General features: G+C 69.1%; 27 protein-coding genes. 10 read left to right on the top strand and 17 right to left on the bottom strand.

The features are described 5' to 3' along the window. The first annotated feature begins 97 nt into the window (after nucleotides 1-97). Complete coding sequence (locus ACTMTF_RS19350) at nucleotides 98-850, top strand: SDR family NAD(P)-dependent oxidoreductase (protein WP_441111932.1); 753 nt, start codon at nucleotides 98-100, stop codon at nucleotides 848-850. Between the two features lie 176 nt (nucleotides 851-1,026). Here the strand turns inward: ACTMTF_RS19350 and ACTMTF_RS19345 are convergent, their stop codons facing one another. Next, entirely contained in the window at nucleotides 1,027-1,878 is an 852-nt protein-coding gene (locus ACTMTF_RS19345; RefSeq protein ID WP_441111931.1) for a helix-turn-helix transcriptional regulator, read from the bottom strand. Nucleotides 1,879-1,964: 86 nt separating this feature from the next. Here ACTMTF_RS19345 and ACTMTF_RS19340 point away from each other — a divergent pair, with 86 nt between their 5' ends. Next, nucleotides 1,965-2,747 carry an SDR family NAD(P)-dependent oxidoreductase gene (locus ACTMTF_RS19340; protein WP_441111930.1) on the top strand — a complete coding sequence of 261 codons (783 nt, stop codon included), beginning with the start codon at nucleotides 1,965-1,967 and terminating at the stop codon, nucleotides 2,745-2,747. Between the two features lie 14 nt (nucleotides 2,748-2,761). Here the strand turns inward: ACTMTF_RS19340 and ACTMTF_RS19335 are convergent, their stop codons facing one another. Further along, nucleotides 2,762-3,757 carry an aldo/keto reductase gene (locus tag ACTMTF_RS19335; protein ID WP_441111929.1) on the bottom strand — a complete coding sequence of 332 codons (996 nt, stop codon included), beginning with the start codon at nucleotides 3,755-3,757 and terminating at the stop codon, nucleotides 2,762-2,764. 132 nt (nucleotides 3,758-3,889) lie between these two features. Between ACTMTF_RS19335 and ACTMTF_RS19330 the strand changes: the two genes are divergently transcribed. From ACTMTF_RS19330 to ACTMTF_RS19320, 3 genes are all read left to right on the top strand, one after another. Further along, the gene (locus ACTMTF_RS19330) at nucleotides 3,890-4,750 is read left to right on the top strand and encodes a helix-turn-helix transcriptional regulator (RefSeq protein WP_441111928.1); all 861 of its coding nucleotides are present in this window, start codon (nucleotides 3,890-3,892) and stop codon (nucleotides 4,748-4,750) included. A gap of 90 nt (nucleotides 4,751-4,840) precedes the next feature. Continuing rightward, nucleotides 4,841-5,680, top strand: coding sequence for a helix-turn-helix domain-containing protein (locus ACTMTF_RS19325; protein WP_441111927.1), 840 nt, complete (start codon nucleotides 4,841-4,843; stop codon nucleotides 5,678-5,680). 66 nt (nucleotides 5,681-5,746) lie between these two features. After that, the gene (locus tag ACTMTF_RS19320) at nucleotides 5,747-6,328 is read left to right on the top strand and encodes a dihydrofolate reductase family protein (protein WP_441111926.1); all 582 of its coding nucleotides are present in this window, start codon (nucleotides 5,747-5,749) and stop codon (nucleotides 6,326-6,328) included. Nucleotides 6,329-6,417: 89 nt separating this feature from the next. Here ACTMTF_RS19320 and ACTMTF_RS19315 read toward each other — a convergent pair whose 3' ends face one another. After that, on the bottom strand, nucleotides 6,418-7,308 hold the full coding sequence (locus ACTMTF_RS19315) for a pirin family protein (RefSeq protein ID WP_441111925.1): 891 nt from the start codon (nucleotides 7,306-7,308) through the stop codon (nucleotides 6,418-6,420). Between the two features lie 88 nt (nucleotides 7,309-7,396). Here ACTMTF_RS19315 and ACTMTF_RS19310 point away from each other — a divergent pair, with 88 nt between their 5' ends. Beyond that, nucleotides 7,397-7,741, top strand: a complete 345-nt coding sequence (locus ACTMTF_RS19310) for a winged helix-turn-helix transcriptional regulator (protein ID WP_397008373.1) — start codon at nucleotides 7,397-7,399, stop codon at nucleotides 7,739-7,741. A gap of 619 nt (nucleotides 7,742-8,360) precedes the next feature. Here ACTMTF_RS19310 and ACTMTF_RS19305 read toward each other — a convergent pair. Beyond that, the gene (locus tag ACTMTF_RS19305; protein ID WP_441111924.1) at nucleotides 8,361-8,753 is read right to left on the bottom strand and encodes a MiAMP1 family antimicrobial peptide; all 393 of its coding nucleotides are present in this window, start codon (nucleotides 8,751-8,753) and stop codon (nucleotides 8,361-8,363) included. 25 nt (nucleotides 8,754-8,778) lie between these two features. On the opposite strand from ACTMTF_RS19305, the gene ACTMTF_RS19300 reads away from it, so the two are divergent. Beyond that, nucleotides 8,779-9,231, top strand: coding sequence for a tyrosine-type recombinase/integrase (locus ACTMTF_RS19300; RefSeq protein WP_441111923.1), 453 nt, complete (start codon nucleotides 8,779-8,781; stop codon nucleotides 9,229-9,231). A 102-nt stretch (nucleotides 9,232-9,333) separates the two neighbouring features. On the opposite strand, the gene ACTMTF_RS19295 is transcribed toward ACTMTF_RS19300, so the two are convergent. After that, a complete protein-coding gene (locus ACTMTF_RS19295) occupies nucleotides 9,334-10,245 on the bottom strand; it encodes a hypothetical protein (protein ID WP_441111922.1) in 912 nt (303 codons plus the stop codon). Between the two features lie 358 nt (nucleotides 10,246-10,603). On the opposite strand from ACTMTF_RS19295, the gene ACTMTF_RS19290 reads away from it, so the two are divergent. After that, nucleotides 10,604-10,804, top strand: coding sequence for a hypothetical protein (locus ACTMTF_RS19290; RefSeq protein WP_441111921.1), 201 nt, complete (start codon nucleotides 10,604-10,606; stop codon nucleotides 10,802-10,804). A gap of 162 nt (nucleotides 10,805-10,966) precedes the next feature. On the opposite strand, the gene ACTMTF_RS19285 is transcribed toward ACTMTF_RS19290, so the two are convergent. Beyond that, a complete protein-coding gene (locus tag ACTMTF_RS19285; RefSeq protein WP_441111920.1) occupies nucleotides 10,967-12,130 on the bottom strand; it encodes an acyl-CoA dehydrogenase family protein in 1,164 nt (387 codons plus the stop codon). 123 nt (nucleotides 12,131-12,253) lie between these two features. Between ACTMTF_RS19285 and ACTMTF_RS19280 the strand changes: the two genes are divergently transcribed. Beyond that, nucleotides 12,254-13,567: a UDP-glucose dehydrogenase family protein gene (locus ACTMTF_RS19280; RefSeq protein ID WP_397008367.1), complete on the top strand. Its 1,314-nt coding sequence runs from the start codon at nucleotides 12,254-12,256 to the stop codon at nucleotides 13,565-13,567. Between the two features lie 60 nt (nucleotides 13,568-13,627). On the opposite strand, the gene ACTMTF_RS19275 is transcribed toward ACTMTF_RS19280, so the two are convergent. Genes ACTMTF_RS19275 through ACTMTF_RS19265 form a run of 3 tightly spaced genes read right to left on the bottom strand, consistent with a single transcriptional unit; the run spans nucleotide 13,628 to nucleotide 16,237 of the window. After that, on the bottom strand, nucleotides 13,628-14,551 hold the full coding sequence (locus ACTMTF_RS19275; RefSeq protein WP_441111919.1) for a GNAT family N-acetyltransferase: 924 nt from the start codon (nucleotides 14,549-14,551) through the stop codon (nucleotides 13,628-13,630). Nucleotides 14,552-14,585: 34 nt separating this feature from the next. After that, on the bottom strand, nucleotides 14,586-15,092 hold the full coding sequence (gene purE, locus ACTMTF_RS19270) for a 5-(carboxyamino)imidazole ribonucleotide mutase (RefSeq protein ID WP_397008363.1): 507 nt from the start codon (nucleotides 15,090-15,092) through the stop codon (nucleotides 14,586-14,588). Next, nucleotides 15,089-16,237: a 5-(carboxyamino)imidazole ribonucleotide synthase gene (locus tag ACTMTF_RS19265; RefSeq protein WP_441111918.1), complete on the bottom strand. Its 1,149-nt coding sequence runs from the start codon at nucleotides 16,235-16,237 to the stop codon at nucleotides 15,089-15,091. Before ACTMTF_RS19265 ends, purE begins: the two co-directional genes overlap by 4 nt. Nucleotides 16,238-16,370: 133 nt before the next feature. On the opposite strand from ACTMTF_RS19265, the gene ACTMTF_RS19260 reads away from it, so the two are divergent. Beyond that, nucleotides 16,371-16,853 (top strand): GtrA family protein, encoded by a 483-nt coding sequence (locus ACTMTF_RS19260; RefSeq protein WP_441111917.1) that lies wholly within the window; start codon nucleotides 16,371-16,373, stop codon nucleotides 16,851-16,853. Here ACTMTF_RS19260 and ACTMTF_RS19255 read toward each other — a convergent pair. The 8 genes from ACTMTF_RS19255 to ACTMTF_RS19220 all read right to left on the bottom strand — a co-directional run bounded on the left by ACTMTF_RS19255 (nucleotide 16,837) and on the right by ACTMTF_RS19220 (nucleotide 22,990). Then, the gene (locus tag ACTMTF_RS19255; RefSeq protein ID WP_441111916.1) at nucleotides 16,837-18,114 is read right to left on the bottom strand and encodes an ATP-binding protein; all 1,278 of its coding nucleotides are present in this window, start codon (nucleotides 18,112-18,114) and stop codon (nucleotides 16,837-16,839) included. The two genes, ACTMTF_RS19260 and ACTMTF_RS19255, sit on opposite strands and share 17 nt — an antisense overlap. Before the next feature lie 2 nt (nucleotides 18,115-18,116). Beyond that, on the bottom strand, nucleotides 18,117-18,785 hold the full coding sequence (locus ACTMTF_RS19250; protein ID WP_043620820.1) for a response regulator transcription factor: 669 nt from the start codon (nucleotides 18,783-18,785) through the stop codon (nucleotides 18,117-18,119). 280 nt (nucleotides 18,786-19,065) lie between these two features. After that, on the bottom strand, nucleotides 19,066-19,548 hold the full coding sequence (gene bfr, locus ACTMTF_RS19245; protein WP_397008355.1) for a bacterioferritin: 483 nt from the start codon (nucleotides 19,546-19,548) through the stop codon (nucleotides 19,066-19,068). A gap of 16 nt (nucleotides 19,549-19,564) precedes the next feature. Further along, complete coding sequence (locus ACTMTF_RS19240; RefSeq protein WP_397008353.1) at nucleotides 19,565-19,741, bottom strand: bacterioferritin-associated ferredoxin; 177 nt, start codon at nucleotides 19,739-19,741, stop codon at nucleotides 19,565-19,567. 112 nt (nucleotides 19,742-19,853) lie between these two features. Further along, entirely contained in the window at nucleotides 19,854-20,474 is a 621-nt protein-coding gene (locus ACTMTF_RS19235; protein WP_441111915.1) for an MBL fold metallo-hydrolase, read from the bottom strand. Next, nucleotides 20,474-21,559, bottom strand: coding sequence for an S-(hydroxymethyl)mycothiol dehydrogenase (locus ACTMTF_RS19230; RefSeq protein WP_441111914.1), 1,086 nt, complete (start codon nucleotides 21,557-21,559; stop codon nucleotides 20,474-20,476). The genes ACTMTF_RS19235 and ACTMTF_RS19230 overlap by 1 nt, the downstream gene beginning before the upstream one ends. A gap of 63 nt (nucleotides 21,560-21,622) precedes the next feature. After that, nucleotides 21,623-22,135, bottom strand: a complete 513-nt coding sequence (locus ACTMTF_RS19225) for a PH domain-containing protein (protein ID WP_441111913.1) — start codon at nucleotides 22,133-22,135, stop codon at nucleotides 21,623-21,625. 33 nt (nucleotides 22,136-22,168) lie between these two features. After that, nucleotides 22,169-22,990 (bottom strand): biotin--[acetyl-CoA-carboxylase] ligase, encoded by an 822-nt coding sequence (locus ACTMTF_RS19220; protein ID WP_441111912.1) that lies wholly within the window; start codon nucleotides 22,988-22,990, stop codon nucleotides 22,169-22,171. Between the last annotated feature and the right edge of the window lie 49 nt (nucleotides 22,991-23,039).

Genomic DNA, 23,039 nt, shown 5'->3' with positions numbered 1-23,039 from the left:
TACGACAGCTCTGTCGTAACAATAAATGTTGCAATGGGAGTGTTGTAACTATTAGTGTTACGACTGAAGGAACGAACCGATCAGTGAGGTGGGAACAATGGACAAGCCGCTCACAGGCAAGGTCGCCCTGGTCACCGGCGGGTCCCGAGGACTGGGAGCCGCGACCGTACGACTGCTGGCCGAGCAGGGCGCCGACGTCGCGTTCACCTACGTCAGCTCCGACGAACTGGCGCAGGCCGTCGTCGACGAGGTGCGCGGCAAGGGGGCCAAGGCCGTCGCCTTCAAGTCCGACCAGGCGGACATGAGCCGGGCGCCGATACTGATCGACGAGGTGGTCGCGCACTTCGGCGGTCTGGACATCCTCGTCAACAACGCGGCGATCTCGACGGGGGGCCGCACGGTGGACGACCCGGACGCTGACACTGCCGCGCTGGACCGGATGCACGCCACCAACTACCTCGGTGTGATCGCCGTCATCCGGGCCGCCTCCCGGGTTCTGCGCGAGGGCGGCCGTGTCATCACGGTGAGTTCCGGCCTGGGCTCCAGGGTCGGTCTCCCCGGCCTTGCCGACTACTCGGCGACCAAGGCAGGGGTCGAGAGGTACACGATGGGCGTCGCGCGGGACCTCGGGCCCCGGAACATCACGGCCAACGTGGTGGAGGCCGGGCTGATGGAGAGCGGGATGGAGCCGCCGGACCCTGAGACGCTCAAGGCCCTGCTCGGCTCCCTGTCCCTGCAGCGCATGGGCCACCCCGACGAGATCGCCGCGGCGATCGCCTTCCTGGCGAGCCCCGCCGCGTCGTACGTCACGGGCGCGGTGCTGGACGCCCACGGGGGCTACAACGCCTGACCCGCTGAGCCTCGCGTCCAGATCGACCGCGCCGCCGACCGCACGGTTGAGCTGCTGGACGCGCCGTCGGGCGCCGTCGTCATCACCGACGACGGCACTGACCGTCCTCCTCGCGCTCATGAGCCTCATCGCCCGGACCCGCATCGAACGCCGAGCCCGCAGGTGATGCGCGACTGCTACCGCAGATAATCACCGGCCTCGGCGCCAAGGACGTTCAGAAGAGCCAGGGCCTCGGCGTCATGGGATCCTGGCGGCGCGCTGTAGAGCACGAGGCGCTGGTCGCGGTCCGTGAGCGTGAGCGCGTCACAGTCGACGGTGATCTCCCCGACGAGCGGGTGACGGAAAGTCTTCGTGAGCATCGGCGCAGGCTGCACGTCGTGCCGTTCCCAGAGCCGGGCGAACTCGGGGCTGCCGTCACGGAGCTCGTCGACGAGTTCGGTCACCGCGGGGTCGGACGGGTACCGGGCGAGGGCGAGCCGGAGCTCCATGACGACGTTATGCCGGAACTGCGCGGCGTCGGAGATCCCGTACAGCGTGGCGTCGGCGCGGGCCGGCGCGAGGAATGCCCGGCGCGCGAGATTGCGGTCCTCCGGGGCGAGCTCAGCGAAGTTCTCCATGAGCGCGGCCGCGAGATCGTTCCACGCGAGCACCTCGAACGCGGCGGACACCACGATGGCGGCCGACTGCGGCAGCCGTTCGAGGAGCGCGAGGATACTCGGGCGGACGTCGCGCCGGTGCAGTCCGGTACGGCTCGGCGCGGTGCCCGCGAGGACGTGGAGGTGATCGGCCTCGGCATCCGTGAGCCGCAGGGCGCCTCCGATCCCGGCGAGGACCCCGCCTGACGGGCGCGGCGCCCTGCCCTGCTCGAGCCGGACGTAATACTCCGTGGAGATGTGCGCGAGGACCGCCACCTCCTCCCGGCGAAGGCCCGGTGTCCGGCGTCGCGGGCCCGAGGGGAGGCCGACGTCCTCCGGCCGGAGCCGCTCGCGACGGCTACGGAGGAACGCCCCCAGCTCCTGTTTGTCCATACCCCCAGTCTGCACGCCACACGGCGGCGCATCCTGGTACTGCCTGTGCCTGCATCCGGCCTGGAGGCCGGCCTGACACTGTCGTCATGACCAACGACATCGACATCGCACCCATCGGCCTGCTCACCGGCAAGGTCGTGTTCATCACCGGCGCCAGCCGCGGCATCGGCGCAGCCGCCGCCCGGCTCTTCGCACGGGAGGGCGCCGCTGTCGTGCTCGCCGCCCGCAGCGCCGACGCCCTCGACCGCATCGTCACCGAGGTCCGCGCCGACGGCGGCGTCGCCGACTCCGTCGCCCTGGACCTCGCCGACCGGGCGGGCATCCGTGCGGCGGTCGACCGCGTCGAAGAGCTGCACGGCCGACTCGACGGCGCCTTCAACAACGGCGCGGCGATCCAGCGGCCAGGCCCGCTCGACACGACGACCGACGAGGACATCGACGAGCAGTTCGCCGTGAACTTCCGCTCTCACTGGACCGCCATGACCGCCCAGGCCGCACTCATGCGGCGCAACGGCGGTGGGGCGATCGTCAACACCTCCAGCATCGGCAGCCGCCGCGCCAACCCCGCCCTCCCCGCATACGGCGCCATGAAGCGCGCGCTCAACAGCATCACCGAGACCGCCGCGGTGAGCTGGGCCCGTGATGGCATCCGGGTGAACGGCATCACCCCCGGCGGCACCGCCACGGAGATGTTGGACGCGTGGGAGGCGGCGACCCCCGGCATCCTTGACCAAGTCAAAGCATCGACCCCGCTCGGCCGGATGGCCGAGCCTCGCGAGGTCGCCGAGGTGGCCGCGTGGCTGCTCAGCGACCGTGCCTCGATGGTGACCGGCGCGATCGTGCCGGTGGACGGCGGCGCCGGCGCCTGATGGGAGAGCCGGGCTCAGTTGCCCACGCCGAGGTCGGACATGAACATGGACGGGTACCGGTCACCCTTCGCCTCGCCCGGCGGCACCGCCTTCTCGATCTCGGCCAGATCGTCCGCCGTGAGGACCAGGTCCATCGCGGGCAGCGCCTCGGCCAGCCGCTCGCGGGTGCGGGCGCCGGCCAGCGGCACGATGTCCTCGCCCTGCGCGGCCACCCAGGCGATGGCCAACTGAGCGACGGTGCAGCCCTTGGCCTCGGCGACCCGGCGCAGCGCATCCACCAGGGCGAGGTTGTGCGCCACGTTCTCGCCGGAGAAGCGCGGGCTGAGGCCACGCATGTCGCCGGGGCCGGCGGTGTCGCCGGCCCTCCAGTGCCCGGAGATGAGGCCGCGGCCGAGCACCCCGTACGCGGTCAGGCCGATGCCGAGCTCCCGCAGCGTGGGCAGAACGTCCACCTCCACCGCGCGGGACATCAGCGAGTACTCGATCTGCAGGTCGGCGATCGGGTGCACGGCGTGCGCCCGCCGGATCGTCGCCGCATCGACCTCCGACAGCCCGATGTGCCGCACGTATCCGGCGTCGACCATCTCCTTGATCGCGCCCACCGTCTCCTCGATCGGTACCGCCCGGTCCAGCCGGGCGGGACGGTAGATGTCGATGTGGTCGGTGCCCAGCCGGGTCAGCGAGTAGGCCAGGAAGTTCTTCACCGCCTGGGGACGGCCGTCCTGCCCGCCGAACTCCGAGCCCGGCCCTCGCATCTGGCCGAACTTGACGCTCAGCTGGTAGGTGTCGCGATCCCGGCCGCGCAGCGCCTCGGCGAGCAGCAACTCGTTGTGGCCCATGGCATAGAAGTCACCGGTGTCGATCAGCGTGACGCCGGCCTCCAGCGCGGCGTGCACGGTGGCGATACTCTCCGCGCGGTCGGCCGCGCCGTACCCGCCCGACATACCCATCGCACCCAGACCCAGCGCGGAAACGGCCGGTCCGGTGCGGCCCAGGGTTCGTAGCTGCATCACATTCTCCCTCGATGCCGATGTCATTTCTCTCCAACCCTGAGCCCAGGCCGGGACGGGCGGAAGCGGAGCGTTCATCCTGGGAGAGCCGCTCCCTGGCTCGGCCGACGGGCCGCGAGACAGGATGAAGCCATGCACCGTGACCAGCTCGCCGACTTCCTTCGCCGCCGCCGCGAGGCGATCCGGCCGGCCGAGGTGGGCCTGGCCGACAGCCCGCGCCGCCGCACCGCCGGCCTGCGCCGGGAAGAGGTGGCCATGCTCGCCGGCATGTCGGTGGACTATGTCGTACGTCTTGAGCAGGGCCGCAGCAGCCAGCCGTCGACCCAGTTGCTCGGCGCGCTCGCCCGGGCGTTGCGCCTGTCCGACGACGAGCGCGACCACCTGTTCCACCTGGCCGGCCACCATCCGCCGCCCGCCGACGGGGCGGCCCGCCTGGCCCGCGCCGGCCTGACGCGCATGCTCGACCTGCTCGGCGACACCCCGGCTGTGGTGCTGTCCGACCTGGGCGAGGTCCTCGCCCAGAACCGGGCGGCCCTCCTGCTGATGGGCGACCACAGCCGCTTCTCCGGCGACCGGCGCCACATCGTGTACCGCTGGTTCACCGAGCCCGCCGCCCGCGCCGTCCATCCGCCCGAGGAACAGGAGCATCAGGCCCGCCAAATGGTGGCCGACCTGCGCGCGGCCGCCGGCCGCCGGTCCGGCGACCCCACGGTCGACGGACTCGTCGACCGGTTGCAGACCGCGAGCGCCGACTTCCGCCGGCTCTGGGCCGAGCACGAGGTGGCGATCCGGCGCGCCAACCGCAAGACCCTGCTGCACCCGCGAGTAGGCCGCCTGACCATGGACTGCGAGACCCTGATCACGCCCGACCAGAGACAGCAACTGCTGGTGCTCACCCCGGCGGACGCCGAGACCCGCGAGCGGCTGGAGCTGCTGCGGGTGCTCGGCATCGAGGAGTTCCCCACGAGGGCGGCGGGGACGCCCGTACGGTGACGCTGCGGAGGCCGTGGCCCGCCTCGGTTCCGCGACTGACGGCGTACGACGACCTGGCGGTCCACCCGCGCATCGGCGATGCTGTGACGCGTGGAGTACGTGTCCAGAGTGCCGCGACCGCCGCTGGACGGGCTGATCGACGACCTCTACTACCTGGAGGGCGCGTCGCCGTACGCCCGGCTGACGCTGCCGCCGGCGCCGTCGGCGTTGCTCATCGTCAACCTCGGGGCGCCGTTCCGCATCCGCGCCGGCACCGACATCGAGACGGCCGAGTACGCCGACGGCTGCGTGGTCACCATGCCCACCCGCGCCTTCGAGTTCGGCTACCCACTCCGGACCCGGTCCGTCGGCGTGCACTTCAAGCCGTGGGGGCCGGCGCCGTTCCTGCCGATGCCCGCGGCCGAGCTGTGTGACCGGCCGGTGACGGTGGAGCAGGTCTGGGGCCGCCCAGCCACCGCTGAGCTGCGCGACCGGCTGGCCACGGCGGCCGGCCCGCACGAGATGCTGACGCTGCTCGAGGAGGAGCTGATGCGACGGCTGTGCGAGACCGCCGGCCTGGGGCTGGTCCGCCATACGAGCAGCGTCATCGCGGCGACCAGCGGGGCGGTGGCGATCGGCGACCTGAGCGTGGCAGCCGGTGTCAGCAGCACTCATCTGGCACAGCGGTTCAAGGAGCTCATCGGCGTCACGCCGAAGCGGCTGGCCCGCACCTACCGCTTCGCCGCCACCGTGTTCGCGATCAACCCCGCCGAACCGATCGACTGGGGCGACCTCGCCGGTGGCGCAGGCTACTTCGACCAGGCCCACTTCGGCCACGAGTTCCGGGCGTTCACCGGGCTCACGCCGACCCGGTATGTCGAAGTCCGGCGGCGGTTCCTGCGCGAACATCCCGGCCACGCGCTGGACGGCTGGCCGCTGCCGGCCGATTGATTTCTTACAAGAGCGACAGCTCACGACACGCTAATTTGAGGGCATCCCAAAGCAGAGGAGAGCCCTGTGGGCAAGGTGGTCATGTACAGCTCGGTGTCGGTGGACGGCTTCGTCGCGGACGAGAACGACCAGCCCGGACCGCTGTTCGACTGGTTGTCCAACGGTGACGTCCCGTTGGACGAGAGCGGCGAGGTGAAGGTGTCGCAGACGTCCTACGACTACACCCGGGCGTACTGGGACCAGATCGGAGTGACGGTCGTCGGCCGCCACGTCTTCGACCTGACGGACGGCTGGGGCGGCAAGCCCCCGGGCGGGATCGACCACGTGGTCGTCGTGTCGCACCGGCCGATGCCCGAGGGCTGGGACCCCGAGGCGCCGTTCCACTTCGTCGACGGCGTCGAGGCAGCCGTGGCCAAGGCGCAGGAGCTCGCGGGCGAGCGAACGGTCGAGGTCGCCGCCGGTGACGTCGGCGGCCAGGTGCTGGCCGCAGGCCTGATCGACGAGGTGCGCATGGACGTCGTACCCGTCGTGTTCGGGTCCGGCAAGCGTTACTTCGGGTCGGTGCACGCGCAGCACCTGTTGGAGGATCCTGACGTGGTGATTCAGGGCGACCGGGTGCTTCACCTGCGCTATCGGGTGCGCCGATGACCGATCTGAGCGGGTAGCGAAGCACCCCGCCGGCCTTGGCCGGCCGACGAGGCGCGGTTGCTTTCCGGTCCAGCAGCGTGTCCGGCCGATCATGCACCGGCGGGCAGGCGTGTGTGCCGGGGGATGCTGCCGAACTTGCCGGAGTGGAAATCGCGGTACGCCTGTTCGATCTCGGCGCGAGTGTTCATCACGAAGGGACCGCTGGCGTACACGGACTCACCGATGGGCCGCCCGGCGAACAGCATCACCTTGGTCTGTTCGTCACCGTCACCGGTGGCCAAGGTCAGCGTGGTCGGGTCGCCCGGCCGGGACACCGGATCGGACCAGGCGATCTGCCCGGCGTGCACGGTCCGGCCGGCGATCGTCAGCCGACCCGAGATCACGTACGCGAACGCGCGCTGGTCCCCGTCGAGCACCTGCCGGTACTCGGTCCTCGGGTCGAGTGTGATCAGCGTGCCCAGAATCGGCCAATGATTGAGCGCCAGCCCGCGCGCCGTCCCGGTCTCCCCCGAGATCAGCTGGACCAGCACACCGGGCTCGGTGTGCACGGCGTGCATGCCGGCCCGCAGGTCCTGATAGCGGGTGGGTACGAGCTTCTGACGCGCCGGCAGGTTGACCCACATCTGGATCACATGGGCCTGCTCCGAGCGGGCGGCGACCTCACGGTGGATGATGCCCCGCCCCGCGGTCATCCACTGCACATCCCCCGGTCCGAGCACCCCGGCGTTACCCATGCTGTCGCCGTGCTCCAGGGCCCCGTCCAGGATCAGGGTCACGGTCTCCATCCCACGGTGCGGATGCCAGTCGAACCCCGGCTGATTGACCAGCTCCTCCCCCATCACCAGGAATGGATCGGTCCAAGCGCTGTTGCCCGGCGCGATGATCAACGCACTGTGATCGGACATCGGGGTCGGACCGATGTCCATCTTGTCGAGAACCCGGTCCACTTGCCGGGTCGCTGGCGCGGTTTGCGCGGTCATGATGACCTCCCTTTTCGTCGGTCAGGGCAAGTGTCCGCCCGCCGATCCGCGTTTGACAAACGCCACCAAAGTTACTTACTTTGAGCAAGTGACCAAGCCGCCCGACACCCCGGTCGACGAGGAAAGCTGCCACCGCATCCTGCGCGCGATCGACATCATCGGAGTCCGCTGGACCGGACCGATCCTGCTCGCCGGGGCCCGGGGCGCCCGCCGGTTCAAGGAGTACCGCGCCATGGTGCCGGGCATCTCAGACCCGCAGCTCACGCTGCGACTCAAGCAACTACAGGCCCGCGGGCTCATCGAACGCACGGTGATCCCCAGCACGCCGGTCCAGATCACGTACGCCCTCACGCCCGACGCCGAAGAGCTGATCTCCGCGCTTCAGCCGTTGTCCCACTGGAGCGAGCGACATCTCCCGCACCATGACGCATGACCTGGAGCAACTCCCCGCCAAGGCCTGAACGCCGCGTAACCAGGGTCACTGTGCGCAGTGGACGACGCGCTCAAGGCCCCTGACAAGGCCGAACCAGCAACTGTCGAGCCATCACCATGCTGGATCTGGTTGGTGCCCTCGTAGATCTGGGTGATCTCTGATACTGGTTACGTCCGTCTCAGGCGCAGGCGACCCAACTCCCCGTAGGTCCGAAGGCCTGGCATGCAACGAGCCTCTACCGGCGCGGACCGCATCCCTCCCGAGGACTGCGAGTTAGTCTGCGAGCCGCTCAACCTCAAGGACCACGGTCGGAGGAAGCCCAGCGATGACGTGCTCTGCCGCGCCGCCTGCTCTGTCGCGCCCGTTGGCTCAGCTCTGTCACCCTGGGTGACAGAGCTGCCTAACGGCATGGCTTCGGTGAGTGCCGGTGACGTACGGCGGGATCCCCAGCCCTCGGGGTCCGCCGCCGAGTCGCTGACGCACCAATGAGGTGACCGCCAGAGGACCGCACACATGCGCGCCGGCCGGAACCTGCTGGGCACCTCAGAGCTAATGGCGCGACAATCCGATATGAATCGGGTTGTCGCGCCAGGTTGTCCTTTCGGGGCAGGATCAGGGATCAGCAGACGATCAGAATGCTTCTCCACGCGAAGCCGCTTCGGGACTCCGCGTCATCGTCGGAGGCGAGTCGGGTGTGGGGGACGCCACTGGTATCGGAATTGTTGAACAAGTGCCCGCTCTGCCCGTTCGCGTACCACTTGTAGGACCCGTGGTACCTGATGGTGTGGCTCCCACAGCCCTGGATGCCCTGTGAGTCTCCGCTGAAGCTGCCCCCCGAGTAGGCGACGAAGGTGGAAGTCGCAGAGAGTACGAGACGAGCGGGGGCTGGTGCGGCGTTGGCCGGGGACGCAATGGCCACTGGGGCTGCGATGGCCGCGGCTCCGAGTAGCGCCAGGCAGGTAGCCCGCAGTCGGGTCCGTGATCGGGGGCGCCGCCGAAGAGAGTGCTCCATGTGAGTCGGTCCTCCTTGAACTGGAATGTGCAGCGGTCGGCTGTCTGTCTATCGCCGCGTTCCTGTTCGGTGCCGGTGGCGCCCGCCGAACAAAACAAATGACGAACAAACGTTCCCGACGCGGAATGGCTTGACCGGCTCTACGGGGGCGGGGACGTGTCACGACGGCTGGGCCGCCGAGGCCATGAAGCCGCCTCTGGTGGCGGCGGGCGTGATCCGAGCACTGAATAAGGACGTCCGTCGACGTAGCCGCTACGCCACCTCTCGCAGAGAGCGGCTGCACCAACTCCGGCACTACTATGCGAGTGTCATGCTGGCTGGCGGTGTCTCAGCCAAGGAACTCGCCGAATACCTTGGCCATGCCGTCCCCGGCTTCACCCTCCGCGTGTACGCCCACATGATGCCCGGCTTTCACGATCGCGCCGGTCAAGCCGTGGACGACCGCCTGTTCCGTCCGAGGACTGCCAGTCGGAGATAGGACAAGGTCTCGCTCGGAGAGATGAGCAGAGCGACCCGCCCTTTGTGTCCATCGGGCGGGTCGTCTCCGTACACCTGGCCTCGACGAGTTCCACGCTTCCTGTTACAGCCACGCCTCATCGCGAGGATCGGCCACAATGAGATCATCGGCACTGGCGCTAGCAGGCGTCGAATTCAGGCCGCTCACGGAAGTTTCCGCCTGCATAGCAGCAATGAAGAAGTCCTTCGAACCAGCCCTGCACGCTTTCTTGTACGTGATGGCCAGCTCGTATGCCGCGTTGACCAGTTGGAGACCTTGCAGTCGTAGAGCGGCAGCTTCAGGGATTTTGCCCGTGGCCCGCCCCTTCCACAAAGACGCCTTGTCTCGCCAGAACGTCACCTCCTCCGGAGGTGTGCCATTACTTTCCAGCTCGATTGCCTCGCATGCCAGCAGCACAGCTACCTCGTAGGCAGCCTGAGCATCTCCATCCTCAGCCTGCTTGAGTCGCCGACTGCCCAGCCGACCCCAACTACCAGGAATGCGCTCATCGGGCGGTGTGGTCCTGCGCGAAGGGCTCTCTCCTGGAGCCGGTTCCAATACATCACCAGCGACCTGATCGCCCGCGAGTTCTTTGCTGCGACCATGGACCGCAGCGTATGTCTGCGGAGCGGATAAGCCACCTTCCTCGTCCGCTTTCGCTGCCCGCCAGAGCTGACCGAACTCTCTCACCAGGGCCTCTTGGGGAGCAATGTCGAGGTTCGACTTGGTGGCGATGCGATGGCAGACAACTACCAGCATGCGCACAAGCAACCAGTCGGGAGTCCTTTTGGACTTTCCGCTGATCAGATCACAAGCAGTGGCCCGTGGGAGAGGCCGCAGCCAGTCACTCTCCTCGTCGTCAGCCTCGGCGATGATGCGGTCGGCCTCCCTGGAGAGCATCGGATATGACGGCTGTCCCGCTTCGACGTAGTACAGCTTCCTTATGCGCGTCGCGAGCGACGCTAGGCGGGTGCCGCCTGGGCTGGCTCCATTCATGATCCAACCTGTTCAGGATCGTGTGCCCGTAGTGGGCGGAAGAGGGCTGGGCCGAGGCAGAGGAAGGTGCACCCCACCCTGGGCCCGAGAAGTAACTATGGTCCCACAGGTCAGACTCGTGAACGTTAGCCACACCGTGCGCGCCATACCCAACTTGTCTCAATTGCCCAAAGCTTCCGTACGCGTCCGATCACGTCCGGAGCATGAGCCTGTCCATCCAGAGAGGACGCGACGACGTCCGGGTCTGATCAACGTTGAGTGCGCACGGCTTACGCTCTGCTACTCGTACTCCCATGAGCTTCTACACAGAGCCCAGAGACAGCAGATGCTGGGCCATCACTCAAGAGGGGAACGAGGCGTGAGCAAGGCAAACCTCATCTGGTGGGCCATCGTTGGCACCCTGCTCTCACTCTTGATCGGCGTTGCCGGCTCCTTGCTTGCCCTGGGCAACGGGGACGCGGTCGCCGAAGCCATCATCTTCGGCGCAAAGGCTACGGGGGGATGCGCAGGACTTTGGATCGCAGCCACTGCTGCCATACATACGTTGATCAAGCGGTAGGCCGGAGACGCGTCATGCATGTATGCGCCAACTGAGAGTCCGCTCTGCCCGCTTGGCAACCTACGAAACGAGCACGGAACAGGGCCCTTCTCTTGCTGCACGCCATGACTGAGACACCCTCGCCTGCGTTCTTCAACAGGCGGGGGTATCCCAGGTAAGAGGCTATTTAAGGAGCTGCCTGGCCATCACCATGCGCTGGATCTGGTTCGTGCCCTCGTAGATCTGGGTGATCTTCGCATCGCGCATCATGCGCTCCACCGGGAAGTCCTGCGTGTACCCGTACCCGCCCAGCAGTTGCACCGCGTCCGTAGTGATCTCCATGGCCGCGTCCGAGGCCGCGCACTTCGCCGCACTGGACAGGAACGTCAGGTCCTTCTGCGGCTGCCCGTGCATGGCGAGCTCCGACTTGGCCGCCGCGTGATAGGTCAGCTGCCGGGCCGCCTCCAGCTTCATGGCCATGTCGGCGACCATGAACTGCACCCCCTGGAAGTCAGCCACCGCCCGCCCGAACTGCTTACGCTCCTTGACATAGCCGACGGCATAGTCGAGCGCCCCCTGGGCGATCCCCAGGGCCTGGGCGGCGATGGTCACCCGGGTGTGGTCCAGGGTCGCCAGGGCGGTCTTGAACCCGGTCCCCGGCTCGCCGATCAGCCGCGACTCGGGGATCCGTACGTCGTCGAGGATCACCTGGCGGGTCGGCGACGCCCTGATGCCGAGCTTCCGCTCCTTGGGCCCGAAAGACACACCTTCGTCAGACTTCTCCACCACGAAGGCAGAGATCCCACGGGCACCCGCGGACGGATCCGTCGTCGCCATCACGGTGTAGTACTCCGACACACCCGCGTTCGTGATCCACATCTTCGCCCCGTTGAGGACATAGTGGTCGCCGTCCCGCACCGCGCGGGTCTTCATCGCGGCGGCGTCCGAGCCGGCCTCCGCCTCCGAGAGGGCGTACGAGAACATGGCCTCACCCCGGGCCACCGGCGCCAGGTAACGCGCCTTCACCTCTTCCGAGGCCGACAGCAGCAGCGGGACCGTGCCGAGCTTGTTCACCGCGGGGATCAGCGAGGACGAGGCGCAGGCCCGCGCCACCTCCTCGATCACGATCACGGCGGCCAGCGCGTCGCCCCCGGCTCCTCCGTACTGCTCGGGCACGTGGATGGCGTGCAGGTCGGCCGCGACGAGCGCCTTGTAGACGTCCCACGGGAACTCCCCGGTCTCGTCCGCCTCGGCGGCACGCGGGGCGATCTTCTCGTCGGCGATGGCCCTGACCGTTTCCCTGAGCATGTCGTGCTCTTCGGCGGGCGCGTACAGAGGAAAGTCCATGCGTCGAATACTAGGACGTCCGACTACTTTGTTACCAGACAGTACCGTTTGTGCCGACAGCCAGGTGGCACGAAGGAGGTAACGAGGAGCCGGTAGCATTGCGCGATCGGAAGGAGCTCACTCGTGCCATATCGCCTCACGGTGATCGGGACCGGATACCTGGGCATCACCCATGCGGCGTGCATGGCGGACCTCGGTTACGACGTTCTGGGTCTTGACATCGACGCTGACAAGATCCGCCGGCTCAACAGCGGTGACCTCCCCATTCATGAGCCCGGTCTGGAGCCGGTGCTGCGCCGGGGGATCGAATCCGGGCGCCTTCGCTTCACCACCTCCTACGAAGAGGTCGCCGCCTTCGGAGACGTGCACTTCGTCTGCGTGGGCACTCCTCAGAAACGCGGCGAGTACGCCGCGGACGTCTCCTACATGGACAACGCCATCCAGTCGCTGGCCCCCTTCCTGGATCGCGAGTGCCTGGTCGTCGGCAAGTCGACGGTGCCGGTGGGCACCGCGGGCCGGCTGGCGGAGATGCTCGTCCAGCTCGCCCCGGCGGGCGCCCAGGCCGAGCTGGCCTGGAACCCCGAGTTCCTGCGTGAGGGTTTCGCCGTGCAGGACACGCTCAACCCCGACCGCATCGTGCTCGGTGTCCGCACCGAGCGTGCCGAGAAGGTGCTGCGCGAGGTGTACGAGCCGCTGGGCGAGGTGCCCGTGGTCGTCACCGACTTCCCCACCGCCGAGCTGGTCAAGTCGGCCGCCAACTCCTTCCTCGCGACCAAGATCTCCTTCATCAACGCGATGGCCGAGGTCTGCGAGGCGGCCCACGCCGACGTGCAGCAGCTATCGCTGGCCCTTTCCTACGACGACCGCATCGGCGGTCGTTTTCTCAATCCGGGCCTCGGTTTCGGCGGCGGCTGCCTGCCGAAGGACATCAGGGCGTTCATGGCCCGCGCGGGCGAGCTCGGCGCGGACCAGGCGCTGACGTTCCTGCGCGAGGTGGACATGATCAACATGCGCCGCCGCGCCCGCATGGTGGACCTGGCCCGTGAGCTGGCCGGCGGCTCCTTCCACGGCTGCACCGTGGGCGTGCTCGGCGCCGCCTTCAAGCCCAACTCCGACGACATCCGCGACTCCCCCGCACTCGACGTGGCGGTCACCATCGGCCACCAGGGCGGCCAGGTCACCGTCTACGACCCGATCGCCCTCGACAACGCCCGCAAGGCCCACCCCGAGCTCAAGTACGGCGACTCCGCCATCGAGGCGGTCCGCGGCGCGCACGTGGTGCTGCTGCTGACCGAGTGGCAGGAGTTCGTGGACCTCGACCCCGAGGAGCTGGGCGCGGTCGTCGCCACCCGCAGGATCGTCGACGGCCGCAACGCCCTCAACTCCGAGGCGTGGCGCTCGGCCGGCTGGCACTACCGCGCACTCGGCCGCCCGTAGCACCTGTCCTCACAAACACCCCAAAAGGCAAAAGCACCTCCTGTACGACGAGCAGCCGGCTCATCGAGGCGGCAGGTGGCGCACCCACTGGGTGAGCACCGGCCGGTAGCCCTGCCGTGCCCAGAACGGCGCCGACAGCGGATTGGGCACGGCATGGTGGAGCACCGTCGTCGCCACGCCCGCGGCCTCTATGTGCGTGTGCGCCGCGGCCGCCATCGCCGCGCCGACCCCCTGCCCCCGGACGGCCGGGTCGGCGTACATCGCGCTCAGGTAGGCGACCGGCGCGCTCCTGACCGCCGGCGCGATCCATCGCGCCAGCGTCGGCGGCTCCACCATGACGATGCCCGCCGCCGCGCCGTCCACCTCCGCCACCCAGCACCACGAGCCCTCCCCGCGCAGCACGGGTGCCAGGCTCTCGACGATCCTGGCCCGGGTCGACGATCGCATGGTGACCCACCCGAACTGGGCGTCATAGGCCACCAGAGCCTCGTACAGGCGCGCGACGACCGCCATGTCGGCGGGGACGGCGGCGCGCATCCGCACGCGGCTCGCGGCGGCCGGCGGGCCGCTCGGCGCCGCGCCCCGCACCCTGGCGGCGGTCGCCACCATGGGGGCGAAGCCGCGCAGCGTCAGGGCGCGGACGGCGGCGGTGTCGCGGCTGGGCCACTGCACCGCCAGCGCCCTGTCAGGGCCTCGCTCGCCGCCGAGACCGGCCAGCCACTGGTCGAGCAGCGCGCCCAGCGCCGCCTCCGGGTCACGGCCGCCGGCCCGGCCCCACAGACGGTGCACGATCAGCGGGCTCCAGGTGGCGTTCATCGCGCCGGGGTCGAGCCGGTCCACCGAGGTCAGGCCGAGAGCGTCCACGACCTCGATCGCGCCCTCGTTCGGGCCGGGGGCGGGCAGCCCGTCCTGCCCTCCGGCCAGCGGGTCGACGGCGCGGATGCGGGCGGCGTGAGCTTCGATCACCGGGTGCACAGCGGTCACGCTAGTCCCACCCACCGCCGCAGAGAAGGGCCGGTCAGCCCGCCGAGGCCAGCGTGGCGGCCTCCGCGCGCAGGCGCTCGCCCTTGGCGTGGGCCTGCTCCTTCAGCCGCACCTGGAACTCCTCCATGCGGGCGCGCAGCCCCGCGTCACTGGCCGCGAGGATGCGTACGGCCAGCAGCCCGGCGTTGCGGGCGCCGCCGACGGCGACGGTCGCGACCGGCACCCCGGCGGGCATCTGGACGATCGACAGCAGGGAGTCCATCCCGTCGAGGTACTTCAGTGGCACGGGCACGCCGATGACCGGCAGCGGCGTCACCGAGGCCAGCATGCCGGGCAGGTGCGCCGCGCCGCCCGCCCCGGCGATGATGACCTGGACGCCGCGCCCGGCCGCCTGGCGGCCGTACTCGATCATCTCGGCCGGCATCCGGTGCGCCGATACCACGTCGACCTCGAACGGCAGGTCGAACTCCGCGACGGCCTCCGCCGCCGCCCGCATCACCGGCCAGTCGGAGTCGCTGCCCATCACGATGCCGATCGTCATACGTACTCCCCGGTGGTCAGGTGGACAGCGGCGTGGCGGGCGCGGGCGCGTACCTCTTCGAGGTCGTCGCCGACCGCGGTGACGTGGCCGATCTTGCGGCCGGGGCGCACCTGCTTGCCGTAGAAGTGCACCTTGACGGCCGGGTCGTGGGCCATCACGTGCTCGTAGCGCTTGAACAGGTCCGGGTCTTCGCCGCCGAGCAGGTTGACCATGACGACGACCGGCGCGGTCATCGTGGGCGAGCCGAGCGGCAGGTCGAGCACGGCGCGCAGGTGCTGCTCGAACTGGGAGGTGAGCGCGCCCTCGATCGTCCAGTGGCCGCTGTTGTGCGGGCGCATGGCCAACTCGTTGACCAGCAGCCCGCCGGCCGTCTGGAACATCTCCACCGCCAGCAGCCCGGTCACGCCGAGCTCGTGCGCGATGTTCAGCGCCAGGCGCTGGGCCTGGGCGGCCTCTTCGGGGTCGAGCCCGGGGGCCGGGGCGAGCACCTCGACGCAGATGCCGTCCTGCTGCACGGTCTCCACGACGGGGTAGCTGACGCCCTGGTCGTGCGGCGAGCGGGCGACGAGGACGGCCAGTTCGCGCTCGAACGGCACGAAGGCCTCGGCCATCAGCGGGATCCCGGCCGCGAACGCCTCGGCGACCTCGGCCTCGGTGCGGCACATCCAGACGCCGCGGCCGTCGTAGCCGCCCCGGACGGCCTTGAGCACCACCGGCCAGCCGTGCTCGGCGGCGAACGCGACCGCTTCCTCCGCGTCGGACACGCGGGCCCAGGCCGGGCACGGCGCGCCGATCGAGGTCAGCCGCTCGCGCATGACCGCCTTGTCCTGGGCGTGCACGAGCGCGTCGGCGCCCGGGTGCACCTGGACGCCGTCGGCCGCCAGGGCCCTGATGTGCTCGGTGGGGACGTGCTCGTGGTCGAACGTGATCGCGTCGCAGCCCCTGGCGAAATCGCGCAGGTCGGACAGGTCACGGTAGTCGCCGAGGCGAGTGTCGACGATCACCCGGGCGGCGCTCTCGTCAGGCGCGCCCGCCAGTACGCGGAGCTCTATGCCGAGGGCGATGGCGGACTGCTGGGTCATCCTGGCGAGCTGGCCGGCGCCAACCACGCCGACGACCGGTCCGATGGGGCTGTATGCGTTCACGTAAGGTGAGCATACCCGTCCGCTTCCAGGAGGGTTCGAGCGAGATTCCGGCAGGTGTTCGTACCGGCCACCCGGGGCAGTAAGGTACCTCGGTACGCTGAAATCGTGTCTAGGGGAAGGCCGAGTAGGAGACGTGCGGTTCCTGAAAAGCCTCTACCAGCGGTTCGCGGACTTGGTTCATGAGCTGACCAAGTTCGGCACCATCGGTGCCGCCGCGTTCGTGATCGACACCGGCATGTACAACCTGTTCCTGCTGGTTCTCGACTGGGGGCCGATGACCTCCAAGGTGCTGGCCACGGTCATCTCGGCGTCCTTCGCCTACGCGGGCAACCGCTTCTGGACCTTCCGGCACCGCGAGCAGAGCGGGCTGGGGCGCGAATACTTCCTGTTCTTCCTGCTCAACGGCATCGCCCTGCTGTTCGGCCTGCTGGTGATCGGCTTCACCAGCCTCACCCTGAAGTTGAACGACCCCGTGAGCCTCAACATCGCCAACATCGTCGGGGTCGGCCTGGGCACGCTGTTCCGCTTCTGGTCGTACAAGAAGTGGGTGTTCCTGGAGGCGACCACGCCGATCCCGGTGGAGCTGCCCGAGGCCGGGATCAGGCAGGACCGCTGACCACCCGGTTCCGGCCGTTGTCGTCGGCCGGTCGCAGGAAGAGCGCGAACTTCGCGGGACGCCGCCGTACCAACTCCAGCCGTCCGCCGTCCGCGGCGGCCAGGGCGCGGGCGAGCGTCAGGCCGAGACCGGTGCCGCCGCCCCCGCTCACGCTGCGCTCGAAGACTTTGGGCGCCAGGTCGTCCGAGATGCCCGCGCCCTCGTCGGAGACCTCGATCACCACGTAGTTGTCGCCGCAGGTCGTCGACACCGTGACGGTACCGGCGCCGTGGCGCAGGGAGTTCTCCAGCAGGGTGGCGATGACCTGGCCGAACCCTCCGGTGGTGGCCAGCGCCTTGAGGTCGCGGGTGCCCGCGAGCACCAGCGTGCGGCCCACGCCGCGGAAGACCGGCTGCCACTCGGTCACCTGCTGGATGAGCACCTCGTCGATGGCGACCGGCTCCGCCTGGGCGTGGCGCTGCCTGCGGGCCGCCGCGAGCAGCTCGTCGATCACCGCGGTCAGCCGCTCGGCCTGCACGATGGCCGCCTCGCCCTCCTCCCGCACCACCTCGGGGTGGTCGGAGGCCGCGACGATCTCCTCCAGCCGCATGGTGAGCCCGGTCAGCGGGGTGCGGAGCTGGTGGGAGGCGTCGGTCGCGAACTCGCGTTCGCGGGTGAGCAGGTCGGAGATGCGGGTGGCGCTGCGGTCCAGGACCTCGGCGACCTGGTCCAGTTCCGGGATGCCGTAGCGGTGCTTGCTCGGCCGGGCCTCACCCGAGCCGAGCCGTTCGGCGATCCCGGCGAGGTCCAGCAGGGGCAGGGTGAGCCGGCGGGACTGCACGATGGCCAGTCCCACCGCCACCGCGAGAGCCGCGACCGCCAGGGCCACGATCAGCAGCAGGCGGGCGTAGACGTCCTGCTCGATCTGGGCCCGGTCGCGGCTCACCCGGACGAAGATGCCGCTGTCGGACTCGGCGTCCTCCGTCATCTGCTCCCCGGAAGACGGTGGGGCGCCGACGATGGTGGCCTTGGGAGGGTTGCCTCGTTCGAATATCTGTATGTACCGGTCCGGATATTTCTGCTCCAGCTGCTTGGGATCGAGCGGCGTCTCCTGAATGCGGGCGTACTCGACCTCCCCCACCAGGCGGGTCGCCTCCGCCCTGAGCTCCTGTGCGGCCTCGTCGACGATCAGCCGGCTGACCACGATGCCGAGCGGCACCCCGAGCAGCAGGACGGCGATGGCGGCGACGACCAGGGTGGAGGAGAGCAGTCGTCGGCGCATGCCTACTCGCGTTCGAAGCGGAAGCCGACTCCTCGGACGGTGGTGATGTATCGAGGCTTGGCCGCGTCGTCGCCCAGTTTGCGGCGCAGCCACGAGATGTGCATGTCGAGTGTCTTGGTGGAGCCCCACCAGTTGGTGTCCCACACCTCCCTCATGATCTGCTCGCGGGTGACTACCTTGCCCGCGTCGCGGACCAGAACTCTGAGCAGGTCGAATTCCTTGGTGGTCAGGTGCAGCTCTTTCTCTCCCATCCAGGCCCGGCGGGAGTCGGCGTCGATGCGGACCCCTTGGACCACCGGGGTCTCCGAGGTGCCGCGGCGCAGTAGCGCCCGCACTCTGGCCAGTAGTTCGGCAAGCCGGAACGGCTTGGTGACGTAGTCGTCGGCGCCGGCGTCGAGGCCGACGACGGTGTCCACCTCGTCGACGCGGGCGGTGAGGATCAGCACCGGGGTGCCGTGCCCTTCGGCACGGATCCGGCGGGCCACCTCCAGGCCGTCCATCTCAGGCAGGCCAAGGTCAAGAACGATGAGGTCGATGCCCCCCGACAGAGCCCTCTCCAGGGCCTGCGGGCCGTCGGGGCTCACCTCAACCTGATAGCCCTCTCGGCGCAGCGCACGCGCGAGCGGCTCGGAAATCGAGGTGTCATCCTCGGCGAGAAGTACGCAGGTCATGAAGCGATCGTAGGACCTTAGAGGATCGTTTCCCGGGCACAGCGCACGGTTTGACTCGTCGTTGACCTATCCATTGACCTGGCCAAACACGGCTAAACATCGGTTAGTCGTGATTAAATTACCGCGATCATCGGGGGGAAAAGCAATACGTGACCATGCCCGGTGGTGGCATGCCCAATCCTGCCGCCGGGCGTGTCGGGTGTGTCGGGGGCCGAAAGCACGTCAGCCCGCCTGAAAGAGCGCGATGACGCTCCAAACAGGACGGGCGGCGGGCGGGACTTCAGTCCCCGGACGGCGGCTCGGCGTAGCGGGCGAGGTAGAGCTGCTCACCCAGGGTCTCCATGAGGCCCAGCTCGGTTTCGAGATAGTCGATGTGCTTCTCCTCGTCCTCCAGGATCTCCTCGAAGATCCGGGCCGAGGTCACATCGCCCTTCTCCCTCATCAGCTCGATGCCCGGCCGCAGCCGCTGCACCACCGAGAGCTCGACCTCCAGGTCGGCACGGAGCTGCTCACGGACCGTCTGGCCGATGTGCAGGGTGCCGAGCCGCTGATAGTTGGGCAGCCCCTCCAGGAAGAGGATGCGGTCGGTGAGGCGTTCGGCGTGACGCATCTCGTCGATCGACTCGTCGCGGGTATAGTCGGCGAGCTTGGTGTATCCCCAGTTCTGCTGCATCTTGGCGTGCAGGAAGTACTGGTTGATCGCCGTGAGCTCGGCCGTCAGCTGCTCGTTGAGCAGCTCGATGATCTGCTTGTCGCCCTGCATGAACGGGCCCCTTGTGCTATGCGGTGGTCAGTTCCTGAGACCTTTTCAGGATTGCACAGATCTTCCGCACACAAGTGGCACAGTCCCCGCCGGCCCCCGTGGTGTCGCGAACCTGCTTGGCGCTGGTGGCCCCGCTCGCGATGCAGTCGTGGACGTCGTTCTCGGTGACGGCGCGGCACACGCACACGTACATTCGGGGGCCGGCCTCTCGGAAGCAGGGGATCTTTGGTAAGGCATACCTAACATAGCTTACTTAAGTAAGGCTTGCCTATGTCAGATACGCCACAGATCCACAGATCCCCAGCTCAGTGCCCGCGTGTGAGCCACTCCTCCAGGTGCGGCGCCTCGGCCCCGATCGACGTCGACTCGCCGTGCCCGGTGTGCACGACCGTCTCGGCGGGCAGCGTCAGCAGCCGGTCCCTGATCGAATCGATGATCGTGCCGAACGACGAGTAGGAGCGCCCGGTCGCCCCCGGGCCGCCCTTGAACAGCGTGTCGCCGCTGAACAGCACGCACACCTCGGGCGCGTACAGGCAGACCGCCCCCGGCGCGTGGCCCGGGGTGTGCAGCACCTCCAGGGAGATCCCGCCGGTCTCGATCTTCTCGCCGTCGGCCAGGGGGACGTACGGCACGCTGTCGCCGTACACCTGCGACCACAGGACCTCGTCGGCGGGGTGCAGCCGGATCGGCGCGCCGGTCAGCTCGGCGAGCTCGGCCGCCGCGTTGATGTGGTCGTTGTGCGCGTGGGTGCAGACGATGGCCTTGACCTCGCGCCCGCCCACCCGCTGGGCGATGGCCCCGGCGTCGTGCGCGGCGTCGATGACGACCACCTCGCGCGCGTCGCCCACCAGCCAGACGTTGTTGTCGACGTCCCATGTCCCGCCGTCGAGCGAGAACGTACCGGACGTGACGACCCTGTCGATCATCAGAGGACCACCACCGAGCGCAGCACGTCACCGCGGTGCATCTTGGCGAACGCCTCCTCGACCTGGTCGAGCGCGATCGTCTCGGTCACGAACTTGTCCAGCGGCAGCCGATGCTGCAGGAACAGATCGATGAGCATGGGGAAGTCGCGGCTGGGCAGGCAGTCGCCGTACCACGACGACTTGAGCGAGCCGCCGCGGCCGAACACGTCGAGCAGCGGCAGCTCCAGCCGCATCTCCGGGGTCGGCACGCCGACCAGGACGACGGTGCCGGCCAGGTCGCGGGCGTAGAAGGCCTGGTTGTAGGTCTCGGGGCGGCCCACCGCCTCGATCACCACGTCGGCGCCGTGGCCGCCGGTGAGGTCGCGGATGGCCTCGACCGGGTCGCTCGCGCCGGAGTTGACGACGTCGGTGGCGCCGAACCCGCGCGCCCACTCCAGCTTGCGGTCGTCCAGGTCCACCGCGATGATCTTGGACGCGCCGGCCAGCGACGCGCCGAGGATCGCGGCGTCGCCGACCCCGCCGCAGCCGATGACCGCCACCGTGTCGCCACGGGTGACGCCGCCGGTGTTGATGGCGGCCCCGATCCCGGCCATCACGCCGCAGCCCAGCAGCCCGGCCACCGTCGCGGGCGCCTCGGCCGACACCTTGGTGCACTGCCCGGCGGCGACCAGCGTCTTCTCCAGGAACGCGCCGATGCCCAGCGCGGGTGAGAGCTCGGTGCCGTCCGCGAGAGTCATCTTCTGGGTGGCGTTGTGGGTGGCGAAGCAGTACCACGGCCGACCGCGCAGGCACGCCCGGCACTGGCCGCACACGGCCCGCCAGTTGAGGATGACGAAGTCACCCGGCTCCAGCCCGGTGACGCCCTCGCCGACCGCCTCCACCGTGCCCGCGGCCTCATGCCCGAGCAGGAACGGGAACTCGTCGTTGATCCCGCCTTCCCGGTAGTGCAGGTCGGTGTGGCAGACCCCGCAGGCCTGGACGTTCACCACCGCCTCGCCGGGACCCGGATCCGGCACGATCACCGTCTCGATGGAAACTTCCTGGCCCTTGCCCCGGGCGATGACGCCCTGCACTTCGTACGGCATGGCAGCCATCTTGGGTCAGAGCGGTGATCTCCGCAAGACATGAGGCCGCACCACGCCGAAACCTCAGTGGTTGTCGGGCTCGCCGTCGGAGGCGTCTTCCACCAGGCGGAACAGATCCATGCGGACGTCCTGGATCTTGGGGATGTCGCGCAGCACGATCTGGCCCCGGTCGCCCGCCGACTCCACGACCAGCGTGCCGCAGCCGAGCATCCGCTCGGCGAAGGTCTGGTCGGAGCTCACGGTGTTGACCTTGGCCATCGGGATCTCGTCCGTCGACTTGTTGAGCACCCCGGTGTTGATCGTGAAGCGGTGCGTGGTGAGCACGTAGCCGGTGTTCTTCCACTGCAGGTACGGGACGAACGACCAGATCACCAGCAGGAGCAGCGCGATGACGCCGATGGCGATCCTGGCGTAGGAGGAGTACTCCCAATCACCCGGGATGAAGTAGATCGCCGCACCCGCGCCACCGGCGATGAGGACGAGGGCGACGAAGGGGACGATGAGCCGCTTCCAATGAGGGTTGAAGGAGCGCACGCGTCGCTCACCCTGCGTCAGATGGTGGTCGGGAATGGTCATGGGCAAATGGTGCCACCCAGTCGTCCTTGAGGGCTATGCCGTCGGCCGAACATGCACGACGTCACCCGCGCTCAGCGTCGACGTCACGCCGCCCGCCGCCACCTGGAGGTGGCCGGCGGCGTCGATGCCGGTGGCCTGGCCGGCGAGCGCCGCGCCACCCGGCAGCTCGACCCTGACCTGGCGGCCGACCGTGGCGGAGATCGCCAGGTAGGCGGCGCGCAGCCCGCAGGCGTCGGCGTCGCCGCCGGACTCCACCCACTCGCGGTAGTGCACCTCCACCTCCCTGAGCACCGCCCTGAGCAGCGGATCGCGGTCCAGGCAGGCCGCCTTCTCGATGGCCAGCGAGGTGGCCGTCTCCACGGGGAGCTCCTCCTGCTTGACCGAGACGTTGAGGCCCATGCCGACGACCACCGCGCCCTCACTGCGCTCGGCGAGCACGCCGGCCAGCTTGCGCTCGCCGATGAGGAGGTCGTTGGGCCACTTCAGGCGTACGTCCACCTCGGCGAGCCGGCGCACGGCGGAGGCGGCGGCCACGCCGAACAGCAGGGTCAGCCAGCCGAACGCGGTGGCCGGCACCGGCGGCCTGAGCAGGACGGAGAACGTCAGGCCGGCTCGGGCCGGAACGGTCCAGGTGCGGCCCAGCCGGCCGCGGCCCGCGAGCTGCTCCTCGGCGACCAGCACCGCGCCCTCCCCCGCTCCGCCCTGCCCGTGCGCGGCGGCGGCGAGGTCGGCGTTGGTCGAGCCGGTGCTGTCGACGACCGTGATCCCGGTCCACAGCGAGCCCGGCCGCACCAGGGCGCGGTTGAGCGCCGCCTCGGACAGAGGCGGGCGGTCCAGATCCGAGTAGCGCGACATCAGTCCATCCTCCCGCACCTCCGGGCCGGTCACGCCCAGCTCAGGGCCA

The sequence above is a fragment of the Nonomuraea sp. ZG12 genome, assembly GCF_052068115.1.
GTDB lineage: Bacteria > Actinomycetota > Actinomycetes > Streptosporangiales > Streptosporangiaceae > Nonomuraea.
The sequence above is the reverse complement of the archived record's forward strand: the minus strand, read 5'-3'. Positions and strand labels throughout refer to the sequence as shown.